The following is a 21618-nucleotide window of genomic DNA, read 5'->3' as shown; positions in this document are numbered from 1 at the left end:
ATCCTCGAAACTAACTTTGTAAGCTATGCCATCTAAAGTCACCATATATACAGGGTCACCAATCGAATATGAGTCGGAGAGAATGGCCTTTGAGGCTATCTTGAAACTTGTTGGCAGTAAAGATAGGGAGTCACTACTGATTGCAAACGTAAATATCGGCCAAACTCAGGTTGACCTCATCGTAGCATTTGACAAAACCTATTATGTATTTGAAGTAAAAGGTACACAACGTGAAATTAGGGGTGATGTTAATGGCCCCTGGTCGCAAAAAACCTCCGTAACAACATGGGCCACCATCCGAAATTATTATGACCAGGCAATAAAGGCCGGTTATGCAGTGAAGGACCAACTGTCACATTTTCTGAAAAGACAAGTGCCATATGCGCGCGCGCAGCTCTTATTCGCACCGGGCCTGCATCCTGCATCTCATATACCTGTCAGCGACCACAAGGTTGATATCGTTTCACTTGCGACGCTAAACCCGTTCTACGACACAAAGGAAGCAAACGGGTGCACAATACAGGAATGGAAAAACTTTCTTGCTGCCAATCATATCCAGCCCGTAACAGTTGCAGGTGCTGCCCTAAGCCCAAAACTTTACCATTACGAACAATTATTGGCAACATATAACAAATCACTCATCGATACCTATAAAGATTACACTAACACATTTGTTCCGGTTAGCTGCATATACAACGATAAAAAAATAACGCTACAGGAAATGGCTGAAATGGCAGCCAATAACAAAAATCTCCTGATAGCCGGTCCATCCGGTTGCTCAAAGACACTCATGGCCAAATGGCTGGTTATGCAGTTGGCGAAAGACGACCATATAGCGATTTACATAGAGGCGAAGTATTTTGGCTCTTTGTTGGGACCCGTTTTAGACGAAGAGATCAAATTGTTGGGCGCTCCCTCCGCAGCTATCTTTTTTGATATCTGCAAAAAATTGGGAAAAGCAATAACTGTAATAGTTGATGGATACAACGAATGTAGCCATGAAAAGCAAAAAAGAATAGACCGCTGCCTTATTGCATTATGCGCTCGGTATTCCGCAAATACAATCATCGTATCTCAAAACCATCAGTCTGGCTGTTCTGCGTTGAATTTAGAATTGATCGCAGCACTCGTCCCAGATCTCGAAATCAAAAAGCAAATTGCAGAAAAATTTAGCTTTTCAGAAAATAGTAAAAAGCTTGAACCACTGTTGTTAACTGCTACTTCCGGATTGGAAGCAATGATTATTGGGGATATGAATGCCTATAACCTTTCAGGCAAAAGTAAATTCGCCCTTTTCGACTATTACGTCCGTAAAAAACTGGATACACGCTCGGCTGAAGGAACCAAAACACTTTCGCATATTGCTCACTATTTGTCCGGCCGCATATCATTCGTTCTGACCATGAGGGAGTTGGAGGAAATAATTGAAGAGTTGGATGTACCTCATGGGATTATTGACATTTTGGTCCGCGAAAAACTATTGACAAGGTACTTTGATAAATTCAGTTTTGGCCACGAGCTGTTTCTTCATTCCTATACCGCAGCCGATATCGCCAAGCGGTTAGGGCATGACCCGCATGCTCTGTCATCAGCACTGACGATGCCTATAAATTGTAATAGCCGGATGTTCCTCGTAGGCGCAATTACCGATGAAGCTGTTCTTGCAACTGTACTCGAAACAATTAATGATCCTCAATTGATAGTAGAATTCTATCTCGGGGAAGGAGGAGAATCAGCCCGCCACTGGACAACTGCGCGATTTGTCAGCATTTTTAAAAAACTGGATACTGAGGTCCAACAGCTTGAGTTTAACATCAGACAGGATGGTTTTAGAAACGTTGTGATGACGGAAGAAACTAAATTTAAGTGGAGTCAGCCAGAGATGGCTTTTATTTATGCAATTCCCGAACTACTTCTGCACGGTCACTATTTTGAAGAGGTGTTTCAGGTAGCCCGGCTTGCAGACAAAACACTGGAAAAGGAGTTTGCAAGATTGCTCCCTGAAGCAAAAGAGAAAAAAATAGCGATCCGTAGTGATTTATTCGCTGCGATTTATTGCCCTTTCTCTGACCGGGGCTGCGGTTTATCCTGCATCATATCAACCTTGCACTCAGGGCTTGTTTCATTGCGCATGCAAAACGAATTTGTTCCTAGCAATGTCACATCTGTGATCGGTATTGAATCATGGTCTAACGGAACCCTGTACACAGCGTTGACATTGTGTAGGTTCAATGAGGGAATACTTCCATTATATCCGATAATTCTTCATTGTCTTACACAAAAATGGAAATTTTTGCCCTATCACTTGCAAATAGACTTACTGGAAGGAGCAGGTTCTTTTTGGAAAACGGAAAATGAACGACTGCAATTGATCGATGCAATTCATGGCATTATGGATAATAATAATCCGATGATGAATACAAATGCGTTCGATGTGCTTGGTCGTTTAGGTGCATTTGAGAATGAAGAGGCAGAAGAGCAGAAAAGTGTAAATCTCCGGCTTCAGAAAATTCTCTCCGACAAGGAAAATCCAGAAAGCTGGTCCATAGCAGTTGGCCTTTTTTATGCGCATTTTGATCATCCTTATTCAGGTGCTTATAGCAACGCGATTTATGAACTGCCAGAATCTGAAAGAAAGGATTTTATGATTATGGTAGTGAGGGGAATTGATGACAATTTTTTTACGACATCTGCTATCCTATCTCTTGCTAAGTTCAGTGATCCCGGCGTTGGCAGGTATTTGGAAAGGTGGCTCTATGAGCCGCCAGATGAGAAATCAAATATGCCGCAAGATGCCCTTGCTGTTTATTTGCTGGTTCATTGTATATTCGGACAATTCGGGAATTCCCTTGATGTAAGAATAGGAACATTTTCAACAATTAGGGATAATGCACTTTCAGCAGTAGCATTTATTTGTTATTGGATCAACAGGTCTGATTTGAATCGAGCTGAAATAAAGCCAAATTGTGAAAAAGCTTGGTCTTATCTTGAACGTGATGCGATGAACCTAGCGACAGATATTCTGTATCAATCATATGCTGCCCTACGCAACCACGATATCGGATATAATTTAAAAGTTGCCCCTTTAATGATCCATGATGTATTTCCGGATCGGGTGGCAAGAATTTGCCGGCATGCTATTCAACATATAGAAGATCAACTTCCACTTTACCACTGGCATAAAAAAGATGCTGTGATTACGCATGCCATTACTTTTTTGGAAGCATTTGGTAATACTATGGACATTCCATTATTGAAGCAGATGGCTGATCATTCTGAATTTGGTTCCCACGCAATCAAGGCAATTAAAAAGCTACAGGAAAAAAATTTGATTTGATAAAAATTAGCTTCTCATTATATTTTAGGCAAGGGCGGATACCGTAAGTCACCAATCTTTCGGCTTATTTTCAAACCAATTAACAGTACTCTTAAATTGTATATTCACTGAGCAGCGGTAAAGTATAAATGAATCTGCGACAAAAATTAGATCAATTAGCCGTTCTTATAATGAATTTATGCATATCATTGATATAGGAAATTAGAAGATAATTACCAGAACCACCTATATACTCCTTAATATTTTGGTTCATAAATCCGATGTAACCATCAAGCTCAGTAGAATGACATTTAAAAACTAAAACTTTATTAATAGCATTGGCAACTAATAATTTTTGAAAGTCATCAATAATTTCCTTAAAGTTGCCCGACCATTCCGATTCTAAAACGAGTATTGTTTTTACAATAAAATTAATATCTGCACGGGAAGAAGGTTTTTCTTCAAAAACTGTCAAATCATACAAGTATTCCTGCGAATAACTAAAATAGCAATTAGGGTCATCTCCTATTTTATTCGCATAAATTTCAAAGCTTGTTGATTCAAAAAGGGAGGCAAACTTATGCTTTATTTCGACGGTGAATATTCCTCTATTGAAAGTGGCGTTAGCATCTATAACCTGGCTAAGTTTGACTTCTATACTAGACAAATCAAGCAACATGAACCCTATATTTAATAGATAAATGAAACGATATTGGCAACTACATTACGAAAATGAACAGAGGGAAATTAATTAAGTTCAATTTTTAAAAAGACCCAAGATATTAATGGTGCTTGCTTTATAGAGCGAACAGCATTCTTTTCTCACCCCAGTTATGAGTAGCCAAAGGCAACAGTTATCCCCAAATGTTTGGATACAGCTTGAATCGGGTTTTCTTTTTGACGAATAAGTTCAACTAATTTCTCAAAGTTTTCGAGTCTATTTTTAACTCGCAGATTTAATACATCATGCAACTCTGATGATAAATCATCCGTTAATTCAGATACAACTTTATAGTTTAAAACGTTTATAGGAACTCTGTTCAACTTAATCTCATCATGATTAAACATTGTGAAAATATCATGATTCACCTGTTGTATGCTTTTATTGAGTTTCCTAGCAATCCTGGTAATCATTCCGTTTATAGAGGCCCCCTTCATAAGATTATATAACGCGCTGTTACTGTTATCATCAAAACAATCAAAAAACTGTATCCCCTTTCCTTCAAGCTGAATAAATCGTTTCTTTAACAGATATAGGAAAATGACCATTTCAGAGTTATCTTCTCTAATATCGATCTTGCTTAAAGAATAAACTTTATCATTTGAGGTATTATCTTCATTCTTCTTTTTCAGGATGGAATTTGCATTTGAGACCGGTTTAATAGATGTTTCAAAAATGTCTTTAATTCTTTTTGTCTTTAGCAAAGATTTTTTGATTAGATCTCTTCTGATTTTGAAGTTTGTTTCTGAAAATAGCAAATAACAATGTGCAGGTTGTTTATCTCTGCCTGCTCTACCAACTTCCTGATAATATTGTTCTATGCTTTCAGGAATAAGATAATGTACCACAACCCGTATGTCAGGAATATCTATCCCCATTCCAAATGCGCTTGTAGCAAAAACGATCTTCAATTCACCGCTTTCAAACTGCTCCAGTATGGCCAGTTTTTCATTATCAGACATATCCGCGTCGAAGTGGTGGCAATTAAACCCTTTTTCCTGAAATGCTTTAGCCATTTCTCGGGTCCCATAATCCCTCGCCTTAATGTGGGTATAGACTATAATCTTTTGATCATGATGCCTATTCAATATTTCCGTTAATTGGTCTTTTTTCTCTGTATTATTATCCACTTGCTCAAGAATAGATAAATGCAAATTATTCCTTAAAAGATGGTGGCTTATAAAAGTATTTTTGTCTTCAATATTAAGCTCTTCACAAATCTCTGCCTTATCCAAAGGGTTCAACGTAGCTGTCAAACACAAGATCGGCGGCACCTTATCTGCTCCATAAACATTCTGAATAAATAAGGGAATCGTTTTATAGGAAGGTCTGAAAGTATGTCCCCACTGAGAAATGCAATGAGCCTCATCTACTACGAATAAACCAATCTTTGATCGGTATTTTTTTATAATAAATTCCAAATAGCCATCTGATAACATCTTTTCCGGAGAAACAAACAGGAATTTAGGCTGTTCTGCACCAGAAAAAGCCTTCCTTAATTTATTATATTGTGTCTTTAAATCACCAATACTACTATTATAGCTAAGAACACTAATTGCCTGTTCTTCCAATCTCTTGTGTTGCTGCTTCATCAACGCCAGCAATGGAGAAATTACAATTGTAATTTTTCCGGTTTGTAGGCCGGCAACCTGATAAATGATTGATTTGCCTCCGCCTGTTGGCATTAGACACAATGAATTATTGCCAGCTAACAAGTTTACAATCACTTCTTCCTGGATGTCTTTAAAGCTTTCATGCCCAAAGTACTTCTTTAAAATTTCTCTATTCGTCATCTTGCATCTTCCTGGTCACCACCAGTCATGGTTTTGATTACATCAATCTTCATGTCCCATATTTTCGCCATGAACGTATTCAAGTGAACAAAACAATTTTCATCATCTAACATGTATTTATGCCTGGCACATAGATCTTTTAATAACCTGTATGTTCTAAGACCGTATAAGATAAAAAGGTCATATGGGTACCAATAGTTTTGATCTATCAGATAATTAACTTTATTTCTTCTGCTGCTTTCCACTTTTAAATCATTGATCATAATAAATTCATTAGATCCACTTGGAAGGCTGAAGTTTTCGCAATCAGACAAAAAATAAAGTCCATATAAAGTATTCTTATTGGCACACAAGTAAAACTCCGGGTTCAGAAAATAAAGGACCGTGGACTTTATTCCCATCCCTATAACTCCAGGTACATTATAGTCGTCATCGTTGTTAAGAACTGTCAACTTCTCTAATTCTGTAAGGGTATCGATTTTCATAAATTCAGAAGAATCTACCCCATCTTCAAATTCATTCATAAACCCCATCAGATTAAAGAAGATCCCATATACATCGGCAGGTTTCGAATGAGCAAACCGCTCCTGCCATTCGTGCATAGTTTCGCGCTTCGAATTCCTTGCTTTCAGAATTACGGGCACTTTGGTAGCTAAAGCTGATTTAAATGTTTTAGGGTCGTCATCGTCCTCAAACTCATGCATGCTTTCTTCTGAGAAAAACTTTTGGTATTTGCTATCCTCCCTTTTATAATGCGAAAACCCATCATCAAAGATTGCTTTCAACGTTTTTTTTAAGTCTCCTACGGACGCTTTGACTTTAAAATTTCCATTAACCTTTAATACAGCCAGTTCGTCTTCCACCTCAATCATTTTTTGAAAGTAAACCGGAATGTTCTTTTCAATACACGCCCACACTTTTGCAACGTGGATTTCATCCTTGATTTTGTCGAAGTCAGATCTGTCGGTGTTAATATTAGAACGCAGCATATGGCAGTTTTTATATTGCTAATTCAGAAACAGCAAGTTTTTGAAAAAAATTAATCTTGTTCTTCTTTACCTTTTTCTTTGGTTCAATTGCCTCCATGGCAACAGCAAAGTCCTCTTCCTGCGGGTTATCAAGCAACATATACAACCCTTGTTTTGCCCTGGAACAACCGATGTACAATCTATTCCTGTAATGACTGTCAACATATTTATTAACTTCTATCTCTGTAATGATTAAATAGCCAGCTTCAAGCCCTTTGAATTCACCAACAGTATTAACGCAGATATATCCACTTTTCAGCAGCCTGGAAAATGGCTTTTGACAGATATTTTTTTTAGTTCGAAGTATTGAAGTCTCCCAATTTTTCATTGTAAGGATTACAATATCTTCAGGTAAAGCCAATTTCTCTTTTAGTAATTTGGTAACAATGCGCTCAATCATCTGAATACCTTCTTCTGGGCAACTATATTCAGTAATGAAAGATTGCTCACCTTTTATGGGAGAATTGATAAAAGTCTTACTATCTAATCCGATATTTCTGGCCGAAGTCCTTGCTATTTCTTTCGTATTTCGACAATTGGTATGAAGTGTTATCTTACATTCTGCATTGTTTGCCCACTCCAATTGGGTATCCTGGAAAATACATTGGTTCTTGTCATAGAATGCATAAAAGCATCCTGAGGTGATTTCTTTTAAAAATTCGATAAAAAAAGAGTTAAAATCCTGGGCTTCATCTACAATGACATGTTTGTACTTCCACTCATCTTTTCCACTCCAGGCATGATCCACAAGTTGATCAGTGAGATCATTCAGTGAAATATGCTTATCGTATTTGAAATAATCATCAGCTAGCTCATAAATTGTTTTAAAATGGACGTACCTTATTTGGTTATTGGCAGCCAAGTGATCTTTCAAAGCTTCGTTATAACATAGAAATAAAGTGTCTTCGTTTTTCACGCCTAAACGATTTGCCTTTTCCAAAGCAAGCATCGTTTTTCCGGTACCGGCGCTTCCGGAAATAACCGCTATCCTTTGCTCCTCCAGAAAATCCATTATTCTTGCCTGTTCTCTTGTAAGAGATATAAAGAGCTGTTCCCTATTTTCGAAATTTGATCTCACTGAAGGTACAGCCGAAAATTCAGGCGCAATAATAAACTTCAGTCTATTAAAACAAGCGTGGTCGTATATTGAATGGAAAATCTTTTCTCCCCAATATGCAAAAGCTTTTTCAATTGCTGGTTGGGGATCGATCAGCGTTTCCTGATCGAAGACTATTTCTGGAGCATAGTTAGGAGGAAAAGGATAGCTCCATTTAAACGAAGGAAACCAAACAGCATGGCAAACTAAACAACCGTTTACAGGTGGATTAGCCTGTTTAAGGGCCTCGATAAATTTCCATTTACTGTTATCTGCTTGAGACAATGGGTCTTGCATTTCATTTTCAAGCAAAGTAGCTCGGTTTTGTTGAAACCAAAGCCTTTCTGTCGTTCTAACGTAACCACCTTTTACTTCGATAATCAGAATGCCTAACCGCTTGTGTAGTATTAGAAAGTCTGCCTCTCCTTGTGATTTAGCAGACGAAGCAACCCATTTTACGGAATGGAATACAACATAATCATCATCGAGCGCTGTTTGAAGAGAGCGAAAAACTACTTCTTCACCTTCATATGGGTTCATGGGGGAGTGCGGTATCATCAAAGCCATTGTTCTTGGTTAATTTTATACATTTAAGGTGAAGTTTTGTTGAAAAATACTAAAATATATTTATCATCGCAAGACCCACATCTATGGCAAGCTGGAATATCGTTGAATTAAGCTGCAGGAAGAATGTTTGAAAGGAATAACGCTAACGGGAATTAGCCATTAATTATGCATTTTAAAAAAAGGTTCAAATTTATTTTAAGATTGTTTGACATAACAGGTATAACAGCCTTAAACGTGTTTCGAATACGCGGCTTATTCTTAGTTTCATTAATTTCTCGTAAGAAAATCGCATTGCTGTTAATAAATCGCAGAGAGAGTTCTCTTAAACTAAAGCCCATCAGATCGTATTTCTGAAAAAGGGTGGACTAAACTGTATTTGGATAGCGATTGATCCATAACCAATGTCAATCACTAAGAAATATAAATATTACGTAAATTAATGATATTCATGCTATTAACAAGGAAATTTTCGGGGGGGGGTACTGGGAAGAGTTACGCTTAGAAGCATATAGCTCAGGCCATCCTTCCATATAGGCATCTATTGCCTTTAACCACTACAAAACAAGTTATAGAATTATGGGCTATTTATTTACTCAAATTTTACCATCCTTGCAAACGTTAAGGCTGCTAGGCAACGTTACAGACTTCAGAAAATGGTTGAAAAACCAATACGACATCGAAAACAGTTCCCAGATTTTCGAAGGGTATTTGTTTGCGGTCCGTTGTTGTTTGAACTCGTTTCTGGATGGCATATCAAACGATTACCAGCTCAAAATAAAAAATGATCTTTTACTTGAGAGAGCTATTCATGAAATGATCCCGTTACATAAAATTGCCAATTCTTGTGAAAAAACAGTTTTATTAAAACGGATAAACCCTTTTGTAAAGAAAATAATTAGGGCCAAAGACTTTTCAGAACTGGAGAAAGAAATTAAAGAGTTTCAAAGAGTAGTAATGATAATATTTGCCCGGATTAACAAGAAACTCGTAATTACTAAGCCAAAGACTTCTACCAAAAAATCGATTGCGGAAAAGATAACGCTAATCAACTTTGCTCATACTTATCTGATACAAATAAACAATAACGGCCCCGTAGGTAACTTTTTTAACCCAATGAATGCTACTTGGGAAAAAGAAAATCGGAAAAATTATTACCTGGAGGGTTATAAGTATGCATTACAATATTTGTGGTTAAGATTATTAGGATCAAAGAGATTTAACAAGTCAAGCCTTATAAGGCTTCACTTGGTGGATTCGTGGCGAGAATATAAATATAATGAGGAGAACCCGCCAGATAATTCAATCTTCTTTGAAAGAGAATTTGACCTGGAAAAGCAAAACAATCTGGACAGCTATTTCTGGCGCATTAAACAAGAGATTATCGATAAGCTTGACGCAAAGTATAAATTACCTGTTTACGAAATTGAATCATTGCTGAAGTTTGAGTCTCGGAAATACAAAAAAAGTTTTTATTTCTCAAAGATGCTAAATGCTGAAGGGTTAGAAGACCCTTTTCCGCACCTTTCTCCGGAAGATAAAATTCTGAATAGACTGTACTGGTACCCCATTGAAGTCGTTAACGCTCGCGAATCAGCAATACATTTTGGCATACCTTCATTTAATACCATGCTCGCAGGAACCGTTTCCCTTCACAATGAAGAAGTAAGTAATTTTAAAAAAATAGTCATCGTCAAATTTATCCATCCAAGCTCCAATGACAACAACAAAAACAACTATAGTTACGGAATTCTTATAGATACCCAATCCGCAGCAGGTCATTATAATAGTGGATGGGTCATTTATCAGAATGCATGTGGAGACTATTCCGGATTTTCAGGAAGTGAATACAAAGCTACGGAGGCGCTGATTGCAAAATATAAAAGGGCAAGGAAAATAGAGATCCGTGTTTTGGTTATTTCGCTCAAAAATTTTCAAGAATTTACGGACCGGTATACGAAGAAACAAGAGCAAGTAAGTATTCTTGATCAAAACAAATTAATCCCACTGATTATTCAAGCTTCCCGTTCTTATTGTTTTGAATTATTTACCTATTCCCTCCACGTGATATTTTATAAAAAAAGGTTCAGTGTAATAAGCATTAATACTGGTAAAAAAAGCGAAGGAGGTGAAAAAGATATTATTCTGGAAAATGACAATGAAATAAAACTTATTGAATGTAAACTAAACCCCAATAATCAGAATTGGGAGGAGGTGATTGAAAAAGTTCGGAGAAAGCTTGCCGATTATCCTCAAAAAGATAAATCTTATGAACTATGGTTCTGGTATGAGCCATCAACTCAGAATGAAATGATCTTGAAAGAACGGAACATACAATGGGTTAGCGTGAGCAAGACAAGGGGAGAGCCTATTTTAAAAAATGTAGATTTAACCCAATTAAAATATATCATGCAAGAATATGACATCCTCCAATTTTCTAAGGAATAGGCAATGGTAGAATTCTCATGGCGAACGGGTCAGGCAGTAGTAGTATTGCCTGACAACGTTTTGTTTGAAGTAGGTGCTGGTGAAACTATTAGTAAAAGCTACTTGAGACAACCGATCTTCATACGATACTACGATTACCTACTGGTATCTTTTATGCCAATGGTGTAAAAGCAAACGTGCTGCTCTGGGATGGTAAGCCGTCCAGCAAAAATCTCTGGACCAAAGACGTATGGGTATATGACTACCGCACTAATCACTTGCGAATCTTGATAACCTTCCTGACCCTTATGAATTAGCACAAGATATAATTGATAACCTGGAGGCAGGCTTAGATAACTTTAGAACAATCATTGCGGCGCTGAAAAAGTAAATAAAAGGTAGAATATTTCTTAATTGCGAGCAAGATGCTGTTTTATTTTATTTCATTTTAAGTTTGAATTTCCTAAAAAAAGACCTAGCAAATGCTGAGTATTCTTGATCTGGCTCCATGCAAAATTTAAGTTCAGCTAATGCAGCCTTATCTCCCTTGCTCGCTTGTAGAGCAATATAAGCAAGCTTCTTAACAACTGGATTCCGATGTTTTAGTAATTCAATCCTGTTTAATCCAAGCTCTTTTTCAGTAGTTCGAGCCCTCTTTCCCTTCGGGTGTACCAAAGAAACACCAGTTTTTTCATCGAAAATAAAATTAAAAAAAGTATTGGGGTTTTCGGTTTCAGGATTAATAAATGGTCCGCCTTTGCTAGATGTAGGCCATTTATCCGATTTATATGTTGGACCGTTACATATAGTACAACCTAGGAATAAATTTTTCCATTCAAAGCAAAGCTTCGGGAATTTAGCCTTGGGTTTAAAATGTTCAATATGGGGATAAGCAATATGCGTAATATGACTTTCACAATAAACACATTTACTGTTACATGCCATAAGTAAAGCTTCTTTAACACTGATATGATTATACTTAGATTCAGCACTTGCTTTAGCTCTTTTGTTGTTGGGAGTAGGGGTAACATTATAAACTTCTCTAGCTGTAAGATATACCCGAGTCCACTCTTTTTTATTATTTGTAAGAACTACAGGTTCAACAGGACGTATAATACGTATCATTTCCAATGATTTTTCAAATATTCATCTAGTTTTTTTTCCGTTTCCGATTTCTCTTTATCTCCATAACCTATTGAATTTTCAACAAAGGGCAGGGTCGTTTGTAATTCATTTTTTTCGGCCTGTGTAAGTTTTGCTTTTTTCTTTAAGATATAATATTTTTCTATATTAGCTTCTACTTGAGGTGAAAAAGGAGAAACCAAACCAAAAGCTTCACTTTGTAAAATTCTATCAACATTCCAATAAGCAATGTTTCTTATTTGATGTACATCAGTTGACCCATTGTTAAAGGTGAATCGATATGTAATGGCATCTTCGCCAGCTCCAGCCGCAATTAATGGGCTATGTGTTGCAACTATAAATTGAATATTAGGAAATTGACTTCTTAATAAGTCGGGAATACTTCTTTGCCAAAGTGGATGTAAGTGGATATCTAACTCATCAATAATAACGACACCTTCTTCTTTGAGGGGATCATCACTTTCTGGAAATTGATCAAGTAAGCGCCAAATTAAATCACCAGCTAAAGCAAGGACACTTCTATAACCATCACTTAAATTTAAAGTCGCAACCTTCATACCCTTTATATCAAATAGTATTCTGGCGTCATCTGTTACTGAATCAAATTTTACTCCTGGGGGCAAAATTTGATTTATAGCATACACGCCTAAATCTCTTTGTTTTTCCGCTTGCTTTGAACTACCACTATCCCCCTTAGCAATTCTATAATCCAAATAAACCATCCATTGTTCAAATGCAGATAAAGCCTCATCCTCCTTAAACTGCGATGAAAAATTATTGAATCTCTCTTGGGGTGCTAAAGACGGAACTATTACTCTACCAGACCTTGTTAGTCTTCTAAATGCACCATATCCAGAAGCAAACCATCCTTGTCCATTAGAAGTAAGCGCATTTTGCCTTAACCATGTTAATATTTTGTCTTTATTTTCTACTATTGAAGGTTCCGTATAAAGCTTTTTACGTATGGTAATCTTCTTACTTCCTGTTATTAAAAAAGAATAACCAAATGATGTTCTTGCTTTTTGTTCTCCAAATTTACCAGGGTCATTCGCTCCTTTGTGTATTTTTGTTGAAATACGACCATATTGGTCTTCGTTTCTTAGCCATCCTGTTGGCCTAAGCAACTGCGTAGCTCCCTCCGGTCCAGCTAACAATAATCCTAAAGCTTGTAATATTGTGCTTTTGCCCCCTCCATTTTCACCAAGAAGTGTTACCCATTTGTATGGCTCTGTTTTACTTCCTAATTTCAAATTTATTTTATCGAAGCATTTAATATTATCAACCGAAAGCTCTTCTACCCACATTTTGATTATATTAGTTGTTTGTATAAATTAACTTCTTCTACCCAAGTATTTTTTAATGACCTCTTAAAATACTACTTGACATATTTCTTTGCGACTATTTATGTTTTTGGCTAATTGTGGAACTAATTTTTGTGACGAAAATTAATTTCCTACTTATTTTTTGGGTAACGTTGACTCTATCAAATCATGGATATCTATCTTAAACAATACAGAAATTTGATATAGAGTTTCAAGGGTAGGTTGATGTGTATTGGTGGCCCATTTAGATACCGTGCCTTCAGTTACCCCTAATTGTTCAGCCAACCACCTGTTGGTTTTATTCTTTTCCGCGAGGACAATCCTAAGCCTGTTTAAATTAACTTTCTCCCTTTTTGCCATTGATTTTCCTATAAGGTTGAAAAGCAATTTATTAGGTATTTTTTAAATTATCAATATTGGTTATTAATAAGCCATTATTGGTTATTTAATAACCATTGTTTATCTTTAAGCTCAATATGGTATTTACACTAAAACAACTTATTGACGATAGTTAGATAACTAGACTCTATTTTTGCGAACACATAAGATATTTTAAGCGTGTTTGCTTTATTCTCGATTCTGAAAACTGCGACCTTTCAATAATCACGAGAAATAAGGTAAATCGCTCACGCTATTGCGTGGGCGTTCTTATTCGTGATTTGGGGTGTCGCAGCCCTTCAGAATCGGTAAGGACTAACCCACGCAATTTTATTTCAATCCCTGCAAGGTAGTCTTTACAAGTGGACCTTAATTCCTCTTCGATTCAAATGCGATTTTATGCATTGTTCAATACTACCTGTCAAACAAACATCTGCATTTACTTACACAAAGCATATAAGCTTCTTAACCACATTTTCTACGCCTTTACAAGTTATTCCCTTAGGAAAGCCTCACACTCCGTTATAACTGTGTTGACTATCTTCTAATTCTCTGATTTTTTAAGCATATCCGCAATCGGCTACCATCCTTATAGCTGGACAATATCTTATTGCCCGTAAAGGCTATCCCCCCGTTTTCCATCCATACGCATTCACCTTTAAACTTTTCCAAATGAACACACCATTAAACAAGCGAATATTATCCAATTGGCCAGTTTGGCACCAACAACCTTTCCGGCTCACCTGTAATGAAATAAACAATCCTCATCATATCCTGAAAGAATTCTTCACCTGGTATACTCTATCAGACATCCGTTTGTGCCTCAAGGAATGGCTAACCGATGCTCTACGTGCAGAAGATGTGGAGGCCCTGGAGTATGTCACCCTGCACGATAATATTGAAAAGCTGATTGAAGCAGCGTGGGTAATTCTTGGAAATGAGTCCGTAGAGGCAATAGATACTGAAGATGATACAAAAACAGAAACACCTATCATTTCAACCGATCCTGAAGTATTTCAACCGGAAGCAGATCCCCTGGAAAGGATTATTGACATTACTGTTAAAATAACTGAGGCTGAAAAGATATTCCTATTGGATGCCCAGGGAATCGATAACGCTGGCCATGCTGCCCAGTATGATCTCTTGATATTGTTACCCGGAAAGTCACAACAAGCTCATAAAGAACTTCAGGAAGCCATTGAAGCTGCATGCAAGGGTATTGCAGATGTTATGATCAGCTTTTCGAAAGCAATCGAAATTTACAGGTTAATCAAAGAAGGGCATATCTTCTTTTCATTTGCTTGCACTGCTGATAACCTGATATATGATGATGGCCGGTTTCCATTGCCCATTCCAGCCATTACTGATTTAGCGGCCATCAAAACCAAAGCTCAAGAGGATTTTAATAAAACGTTTCACCTTGCTCAGCTATTCTATGAGGGGGCTGGTTATTTCCATCTGAAACAAGATAATGGCCTGACTGCTTTTATGCTGCAACAGGCGACCGAACATTGCCTTCGTGCCATCCTGTATGCACTCACTGGCCATAATTACGTGACCCATAATCTGCAAAGGCTACTTCGTTTCACCAGGCAATGCGCTCCTGAATTGCAGGAAGTTTTTCATTCCGGCCCAGGGGAAAACAAAAAACTGCTCCATCTTTTGTATAAGGCCTATGTACATGCGAGATATAAGGATGACTTTCAAATTGAGCATAATCAATTACAGTCATTATTCCGTCTCATACAGAAGCTTCATGACAAGACAACACAGGTTTTTCAGGAAAAAATGGATTCCTTAACCAATAAGTTTACCCAACATGACTGAAAATATTTTCATGCGCTATTTCCGCGAAAAGAACAATCTAAGCCAGGAAGCGGTCGCCAATGCTTTACATATTTCCAAAGAGCAATATGCCGAATTGGAAGCAGGCAAATCCATTCTTAAATTTGAAACGGCTAAACACCTGGATGCCTTCTTCAAAAGCGAAACCTGTTATTTCTATATTCTTGGCCTGCAAAATCAATTAATGGCTACCCAGGACGAATTGATTGTATTATTAAAAAAGCAGGCAGTCGAGAACGGAGAATTGAGTGAGGAAGAAGCAAGCAATTTAAATGCAATAGGCGAATCCAGTGAGCTTGAAAAAATACCGGAGCTTCTTTTGGAAAAAGCCGCTCAAAATCCTACCCAGGTTATTCAGGAAGTCTTTAAAGTACGGGATATTGATTCTATTCGTGATGATACCTGGAATTGGATGAAAGCAGCTATTGCCAATAATAAAAGTAGTTGTGAAGAAGAGAACGTTCGTTTAACGTTAATGACTTTCTATAAAGATTTACTTGTATTACTGGAAGCCATACACTTGATAAATGAAAGAGGCAAATGGGAAAATGCTGTTGGAGATAGGGAATCAATGGATGCACACCCTACGACACAATCCCAGGATCAACCTCGTGATTTGGTTTACGAACAAGTAATGAATCCTGAACAGGTTCTTAAATCTTTTTATGAAAAATATACTTTAAAACAGATACGCTTTTTATTTTGGAACTGGTTAGATGCTGGTATTTCAAACGAAGGTGTCGGATATGACGATGGAATTGAACGTTCTTTCCTACTGTTACTATATGAACACATCTATTGTTTGGTGGAAGCAGCTTATTATCTCAATGACAACGCAACCCGTTCCTGATTAATCTTTAATAATCCTTAATTGTCCTTAATTGTTTTTAAATGTATCCTGAAGCGTACTTAATAGGAACATGATAATTTATCGGGTTAATTGCAACTAAACATTACATGAATGCCTGACCGTATGGCATTCATGTTTTCTATCAATGTCAGTGACAATATGCCACAAAACAAACCCGGATTTTGATTTTAAGACTTTATTTAGATGGTTTATTGGTAAAGAAGTTTACACTTTTTATCGCTTTTTACCAGTTCTTTCCGTTAGAAATTTTGGTCGAGTTAGCCATGACAAAATAGGCCTGGCATTTGATCTTATGGTACCAACTATAAATACCATATCTATGAATGAAGAATTAAAGCTTATCCAGCAGAAGTTAGACACATTGATTACCAAACTGGATAAAATCCAGTCAAGACTATCCTTCCAGGAAATCAACTCACCGCCACTTTCATTACAGGAAGCTGCAACTTACCTGCACCTGTCTGTATCAAGAGTTTATTCTTTGGTATATGCAGGAAGGCTACAAACACTACAACATACAAAACGGGGAAGGCATCTCTTTTCTAAAGAACATTTAAACCAATATTTATATGAAAAATAAATTAAAAGCCATTCCCAAAAACTCCAATACTGTAGAAACGGATAGCCTACCTGAAAAAGTTAGCCTGCAACAATTGAAAGCGATCTGGAATGATGAACACCATAGTTACTCAGATGATGAATTAATCAAAATCAGGGACTGGTTGTATTCGGTAGCGAAGATGATAATTGCCGTCAGCCAAAGAATGGAGAAGGAATATACACTAATCAAACAACAGCAAATACAAGAATATGAAAACACGCAAAGCTATCCTTTATGTCAGAGTGAGTACCGACGAGCAAGCTGAGGGGTTTAGTTTATCTTACCAGGAAGAGCGACTTCGTAAATATTGTGCGTTAAATAATATAGAAGTAACTGGCTTTTATAAAGAAGATCATTCAGCAAAAACCTTTGACCGGCCTGAATTTAAAAAGCTATTGGCCTTCCTTAAAAGTAATAAGCACTCTGCCGACTTGCTGTTGTTTTTAAAATGGGACCGTTTCTCCCGAAATGCAGCCGATGCATACAGCATGATCAGCCAGTTAAACAAACTGGGCGTAGAGCCACAGGCTATCGAGCAACCCTTAGACATGAATATCCCAGAGCACAAGTTTATGCTGGCCATTTACCTGGCTGCTCCAGAAGTGGAAAACGACCGGCGTTCCTTAAATATATCGGATGGTATTCACAAAGCCATGAAAGAAGGACGATGGATGGGACCAGCCCCAGTAGGATATAAACGTAGTCGGGATGAAAATAATAAAGCATGTATTATTCCTTCGGAAAAGGCTTCCCTGGTGCAGTGGGTATTTGAAGAAATGGCTACCGGCTTGCACCACATAGACCATCTGAGAATGTTGGCGCATAGAAAAGGACTGAAAACTAAACGCAGCGCTTTTCATGAAATGTTCCGCAACCCTGCATACATTGGAAAGATAAGAGTGCCAGCTTATAAAGTAGATCCTGCCATGATCGTAGAGGCTAAGCATGAGCCAATTATTGCTACAAAATTGTTCTATGATGTTCAGGATATCCTGGAAGGAAAAAGAAAAAAGAACAACCAGCCAGCAAAGCATACCCAACGAGAAGAATTGCCTTTGCGTGGCTTTTTGACCTGCCCCAGGTGCAACCGAATATTAACAGGCAGCGGCTCTAAGGGTAACGGCGGGCGCTACTTCTACTACCATTGCAGAACTGGCTGCAAAGAAAGGTTTCTGGCGGCTGATGCCAACGCTTCCTTTTATGGGCAGCTTACAGCTATCGCTAATAATGAGAAACTATTCAAATCAATGGAATTGATATTGAAGGAAGCGAACCAAACCAATGGGCAGGACAAGGCAACAGAGTATAAAAAACTAAAGCAGGAACTGGAAGTCTATCAAAAAAGATTAGAAAATGCACAGCTATTAATGTTAGATGGCGGAATTGATGCAGGTGATTACAGAAATATCAAAAGTAGGATTGAACCGGAAATCGAAAGGTTAGCCAGGCAAATAGCCAGCTTTGAACAAAAAGACCCAGAGGAAGAGAAGATAAACGAATACGGCTTTTTCTTTCTGCGCCACCTCAATGTGCTGATTGATTTCGCCACGCCGGAAGAGAAGTTTCAGTTCCTTGGTTCGACCTTTCCGGAGAAGTTCCATTTTAAAGATGGAAAAGTTCGAACCAATTCTGATAACGCAATCGTTAAGGCGCTTTTCACGCCTGAAGCGGCTTTCACCAAAATAAAAAACGGCAGCGAAACACTTTTTTCGCTGCCGTCCGGTGGAGTGGAGAATACCGGAGTCGAACCGGTGACCTCTTGCATGCCATGCAAGCGCTCTAGCCAACTGAGCTAATTCCCCAGAAAATCAACATTCTATAAAAGGTGTCGATTATTTTAGAGTTTGCAAATATAGAGCTATCCTTTTTTCTGTCCAAAAAAATATTCCCTTCGTAATGCTTTTGTTAATATACCCCTCCTCACGTACAAATTTCCAGTCCTTTAACGTTGGATGCTGTTATTAAAACCATTCTACCGGAAAATAAACATTCAACATGAGCGAGATAGCAGAAACAATTCAGGAGCCTCTTGAGCAGGCAGACAAAAGTAAGATCAATTCAATGGTTGCGCTTTTCGTGGCAATAACCGCAACCTTTATGGCCCTTTGCAATGTAAAAGATGGAAATGTGGTTCAGGCCATGTCGCAGGCCCAGGCGCACAGTATCGATGCCTGGTCATATTTTCAGGCAAAGAGTACAAAACAGTCGCTTGCCGAAAATACCCTCGAAATGCTTAAACTTCAAACCCCCAGGGCTAATGATTCACTGATCAAAAAGTATGAAGACCAAATAGCCAGGTATGAAAAAGAAAAGAATGAAATAAAAGCCCAGGCGGAGGGTTTTACAAAGGAATATGACGATATCAACCTTTTTGATGACCAGTTTGACATGACGGATGCATTGCTAACTATAGCAATCGCCATGTTTGGTATTACGGCTTTAACCCAAAAAAAGTGGCTGCTTTATTTTTCAGGTGCAGTAAGCTTATTGGGGATCATTCTGGGACTGGCCGCTTTTCTGAAGATTAGTTTGCATTCGGATCTTATATCTAAAATACTCGGTTAGATAGACAATACAATCAAAAAGAGGTCTGCAACCAGGCAGGCCTTTTTTATTGCTTTTGTTTTTCAAGATCACCTATTAATGGAATTTCGCGCATCACATTGGCCCGCACATACGTTTGCACATACATTTCGAGTTGTAAAAACTTGGCGGCATTTTTAGCCCCAAAGACGGTAGTGAATTTTTTGAAATACGTTTGATAAAGCGTGTTGTATTTGGCATCGTTGTTTAAAATGCCGGTAGCCAGTTTTTCAGCTTTGGCGTTATCCAGGTTTTGATACTCGTTGGCATATTGCTCCAGAAGATTTATCCGCTCCCTGCCAATTAACTTCCTTTTATCTTCATATTCATCATACAGTTTCCAGAAAGCAGCACTGTCTTTTGCAGACAGTTCCATATAATCTTTCACCAGGTCTTTTTTGTCTTTACCAAAAGCCGACTGAATAATATCGATATCTTCTTTATTACTTTGCGCCATCACAAATGATGACATGAATAAAAGTACAACGGAAATAAATGGATAGATAGATAGCTTTTTCATGTCATGAGTTTAATAATTGAAGCTACAAAACACATTTCGAACACGATCCGGAAAAAGCCATGTAACGGTTAAACGTTCAGTTTACCAGGTACCCCAGGCTTTTGCTTACATCCATTATTGCCTGTACTCCAATATTCCCTTTGATAATGCCCCGCATAGGCCGTCCCAGATCGAGTGTTATATAGGTGACCATAGATGAGAATAGGGCAAAAGCTACAATAATGATCCAGTCTTTTTTCCTGATATCCTTACTGGCATAGCCACCGATAAAACTGGTGACCAGTCCAAGTATAAACAACATATAAATTACCAGGTCGGGCACTCGTGCATATAAAGTCATTTCAATTGTGGCGGCAATGTCGAACATGCTATTCAATGCGGGGATCATATTATTTGACGGGATAAGCATATTGGGTAGTTTTGATTGTTGGGCCGCTCGCTGCCATAAATCCACCCGGACTTTTTCTGCTTCCAGTTTCGCTTTGTTTATTAAATCCTTATCAGTGATATGTTCATAATAAGAAAGACGTGCATCGATGTATTTTTTGAAATCCGAACGGAAGGCATCATTCACACTGTCGGAATACAAATTTGAACGAAGTGACGCCGTCCCGATATTATTAGCTTCCTCTATGATAAGATCGCGCACGTTAGAATAACGAGATGCAGACATGCCAAATGTAAAGGCCAGGATAAAAGCCGACAAGCCAAATATGGCTGTAAGCAGGATGCTTATGCCTTTGGATTCGCTCTCTTCCTGTTTCCAGCTCTTCGCTAACATTCTACCCAATTGAAACATTAACAGCATAGCAATAAACAGGAAAATGCAAAGGATGAGCGCGTCTGTAATATGAATAAATGAATTTTCCATAATGCCTGTGTAAGGTAAATGGAAGACAAAATAATAGCCTGGTTTGGCGATGGTTAACAGTTAACGGTTTTCAGGTTTACGGTAAAAAACAGGGATATATTATGTAAATTGGGATAGTTATACCCCCTTTATGATTGCACCCTTCCCATTATATGTAGATGAAATAAGTTCAGATCAAATAAAGGCAACCGTCTCTAATTCAGGCAAAGTATTTCATAATCTTAAAATGATGTCATTAGACATGCCAATCTCCTTCATGCCCAGCAAGGAAACGATCATACTACCCGTTGGCAGGTTTATTTGTATGCTGGTATGGAACAATGGGAACAGGGGGATGGTTTTTCTGGATTTAAAAAACAACCGGGAGCTGGCAGCAAGAATGGCTGAAAAGCTTAACCGTGTTGAATTGCAGGACAGGTTTATGCAGGTGTACACTGCAATTGAAAGTCATCCGGAAAATCACAATAAATTCAGACTGGTTGCGGGAAAATCGGAAGATATAAGATAAGGCCCGTTGGTTCGGGCCTTTTGCATATTTA

At 37.9% G+C, this 21618-nt stretch carries 18 protein-coding genes, 1 tRNA gene and 1 pseudogene; 10 read left to right on the top strand and 10 right to left on the bottom strand.

Annotated features, from left to right (window positions below):
- The first annotated feature begins 25 nt into the window (after nucleotides 1-25).
- Nucleotides 26-3337 carry an NERD domain-containing protein gene (locus NIAKO_RS26695; protein WP_014221577.1) on the top strand — a complete coding sequence of 1104 codons (3312 nt, stop codon included), beginning with the start codon at nucleotides 26-28 and terminating at the stop codon, nucleotides 3335-3337.
- 151 nt (nucleotides 3338-3488) lie between these two features.
- Here NIAKO_RS26695 and NIAKO_RS26690 read toward each other — a convergent pair whose 3' ends face one another.
- The 4 genes from NIAKO_RS26690 to NIAKO_RS26675 all read right to left on the bottom strand — a co-directional run bounded on the left by NIAKO_RS26690 (nucleotide 3489) and on the right by NIAKO_RS26675 (nucleotide 8521).
- Nucleotides 3489-3995, bottom strand: coding sequence for a hypothetical protein (locus NIAKO_RS26690; RefSeq protein WP_014221576.1), 507 nt, complete (start codon nucleotides 3993-3995; stop codon nucleotides 3489-3491).
- A gap of 152 nt (nucleotides 3996-4147) precedes the next feature.
- Nucleotides 4148-5830, bottom strand: coding sequence for a RecQ family ATP-dependent DNA helicase (locus NIAKO_RS37230; RefSeq protein WP_014221575.1), 1683 nt, complete (start codon nucleotides 5828-5830; stop codon nucleotides 4148-4150).
- Entirely contained in the window at nucleotides 5827-6819 is a 993-nt protein-coding gene (locus NIAKO_RS26680) for a hypothetical protein (RefSeq protein ID WP_014221574.1), read from the bottom strand. The genes NIAKO_RS37230 and NIAKO_RS26680 overlap by 4 nt, the downstream gene beginning before the upstream one ends.
- Nucleotides 6820-6829: 10 nt before the next feature.
- The gene (locus tag NIAKO_RS26675) at nucleotides 6830-8521 is read right to left on the bottom strand and encodes a nuclease-related domain-containing DEAD/DEAH box helicase (protein ID WP_014221573.1); all 1692 of its coding nucleotides are present in this window, start codon (nucleotides 8519-8521) and stop codon (nucleotides 6830-6832) included.
- Between the two features lie 576 nt (nucleotides 8522-9097).
- On the opposite strand from NIAKO_RS26675, the gene NIAKO_RS26670 reads away from it, so the two are divergent.
- The gene (locus tag NIAKO_RS26670; RefSeq protein ID WP_014221572.1) at nucleotides 9098-10966 is read left to right on the top strand and encodes a hypothetical protein; all 1869 of its coding nucleotides are present in this window, start codon (nucleotides 9098-9100) and stop codon (nucleotides 10964-10966) included.
- 125 nt (nucleotides 10967-11091) lie between these two features.
- Nucleotides 11092-11262 carry a hypothetical protein gene (locus NIAKO_RS39845; RefSeq protein ID WP_394365465.1) on the top strand — a complete coding sequence of 57 codons (171 nt, stop codon included), beginning with the start codon at nucleotides 11092-11094 and terminating at the stop codon, nucleotides 11260-11262.
- A 121-nt stretch (nucleotides 11263-11383) separates the two neighbouring features.
- On the opposite strand, the gene NIAKO_RS26665 is transcribed toward NIAKO_RS39845, so the two are convergent.
- The 3 genes from NIAKO_RS26665 to NIAKO_RS26655 form a co-directional block, all read right to left on the bottom strand.
- A complete protein-coding gene (locus NIAKO_RS26665; RefSeq protein ID WP_014221571.1) occupies nucleotides 11384-12070 on the bottom strand; it encodes an HNH endonuclease family protein in 687 nt (228 codons plus the stop codon).
- Entirely contained in the window at nucleotides 12067-13392 is a 1326-nt protein-coding gene (locus NIAKO_RS26660) for an AAA family ATPase (RefSeq protein ID WP_014221570.1), read from the bottom strand. The genes NIAKO_RS26665 and NIAKO_RS26660 overlap by 4 nt, the downstream gene beginning before the upstream one ends.
- 153 nt (nucleotides 13393-13545) lie before the next feature.
- Nucleotides 13546-13770, bottom strand: a complete 225-nt coding sequence (locus NIAKO_RS26655) for a helix-turn-helix transcriptional regulator (RefSeq protein ID WP_041347344.1) — start codon at nucleotides 13768-13770, stop codon at nucleotides 13546-13548.
- A gap of 690 nt (nucleotides 13771-14460) precedes the next feature.
- On the opposite strand from NIAKO_RS26655, the gene NIAKO_RS26650 reads away from it, so the two are divergent.
- From NIAKO_RS26650 to NIAKO_RS39840, 5 genes and pseudogenes are all read left to right on the top strand, one after another.
- The gene (locus tag NIAKO_RS26650) at nucleotides 14461-15615 is read left to right on the top strand and encodes a HEPN domain-containing protein (protein WP_014221568.1); all 1155 of its coding nucleotides are present in this window, start codon (nucleotides 14461-14463) and stop codon (nucleotides 15613-15615) included.
- Nucleotides 15608-16483 carry a helix-turn-helix domain-containing protein gene (locus NIAKO_RS26645; protein ID WP_014221567.1) on the top strand — a complete coding sequence of 292 codons (876 nt, stop codon included), beginning with the start codon at nucleotides 15608-15610 and terminating at the stop codon, nucleotides 16481-16483. The genes NIAKO_RS26650 and NIAKO_RS26645 overlap by 8 nt, the downstream gene beginning before the upstream one ends.
- A 145-nt stretch (nucleotides 16484-16628) precedes the next feature.
- Nucleotides 16629-17084 carry a helix-turn-helix domain-containing protein gene (locus NIAKO_RS38230; RefSeq protein WP_081195915.1) on the top strand — a complete coding sequence of 152 codons (456 nt, stop codon included), beginning with the start codon at nucleotides 16629-16631 and terminating at the stop codon, nucleotides 17082-17084.
- Nucleotides 17074-17370: a hypothetical protein gene (locus NIAKO_RS26635; protein ID WP_014221565.1), complete on the top strand. Its 297-nt coding sequence runs from the start codon at nucleotides 17074-17076 to the stop codon at nucleotides 17368-17370. Before NIAKO_RS38230 ends, NIAKO_RS26635 begins: the two co-directional genes overlap by 11 nt.
- Nucleotides 17315-18094, top strand: a pseudogene (locus NIAKO_RS39840) (recombinase family protein); the annotation flags it as partial. The gene NIAKO_RS26635 and the pseudogene NIAKO_RS39840, both read left to right, overlap by 56 nt.
- A 739-nt stretch (nucleotides 18095-18833) precedes the next feature.
- On the opposite strand, the gene NIAKO_RS26625 reads toward NIAKO_RS39840, so the two are convergent.
- Nucleotides 18834-18907 (bottom strand) — tRNA-Ala (locus NIAKO_RS26625).
- 193 nt (nucleotides 18908-19100) lie between these two features.
- On the opposite strand from NIAKO_RS26625, the gene NIAKO_RS26620 reads away from it, so the two are divergent.
- Complete coding sequence (locus NIAKO_RS26620; protein ID WP_014221563.1) at nucleotides 19101-19670, top strand: DUF4337 domain-containing protein; 570 nt, start codon at nucleotides 19101-19103, stop codon at nucleotides 19668-19670.
- Between the two features lie 46 nt (nucleotides 19671-19716).
- Here NIAKO_RS26620 and NIAKO_RS26615 read toward each other — a convergent pair whose 3' ends face one another.
- Together NIAKO_RS26615 and NIAKO_RS26610 are read right to left on the bottom strand one after the other, a co-directional pair.
- Nucleotides 19717-20208, bottom strand: a complete 492-nt coding sequence (locus NIAKO_RS26615; RefSeq protein WP_014221562.1) for a hypothetical protein — start codon at nucleotides 20206-20208, stop codon at nucleotides 19717-19719.
- A gap of 76 nt (nucleotides 20209-20284) precedes the next feature.
- Entirely contained in the window at nucleotides 20285-21079 is a 795-nt protein-coding gene (locus NIAKO_RS26610; RefSeq protein ID WP_014221561.1) for a hypothetical protein, read from the bottom strand.
- A gap of 130 nt (nucleotides 21080-21209) precedes the next feature.
- Here NIAKO_RS26610 and NIAKO_RS26605 point away from each other — a divergent pair, with 130 nt between their 5' ends.
- Nucleotides 21210-21587 (top strand): hypothetical protein, encoded by a 378-nt coding sequence (locus NIAKO_RS26605; protein ID WP_014221560.1) that lies wholly within the window; start codon nucleotides 21210-21212, stop codon nucleotides 21585-21587.
- Nucleotides 21588-21618: the final 31 nt, after the last annotated feature.

The sequence above is a fragment of the Niastella koreensis GR20-10 genome (assembly GCF_000246855.1).
In the GTDB taxonomy this organism is placed as follows: Bacteria; Bacteroidota; Bacteroidia; order Chitinophagales; family Chitinophagaceae; genus Niastella; species Niastella koreensis.
The sequence above is the reverse complement of the archived record's forward strand: the minus strand, read 5'-3'. Positions and strand labels throughout refer to the sequence as shown.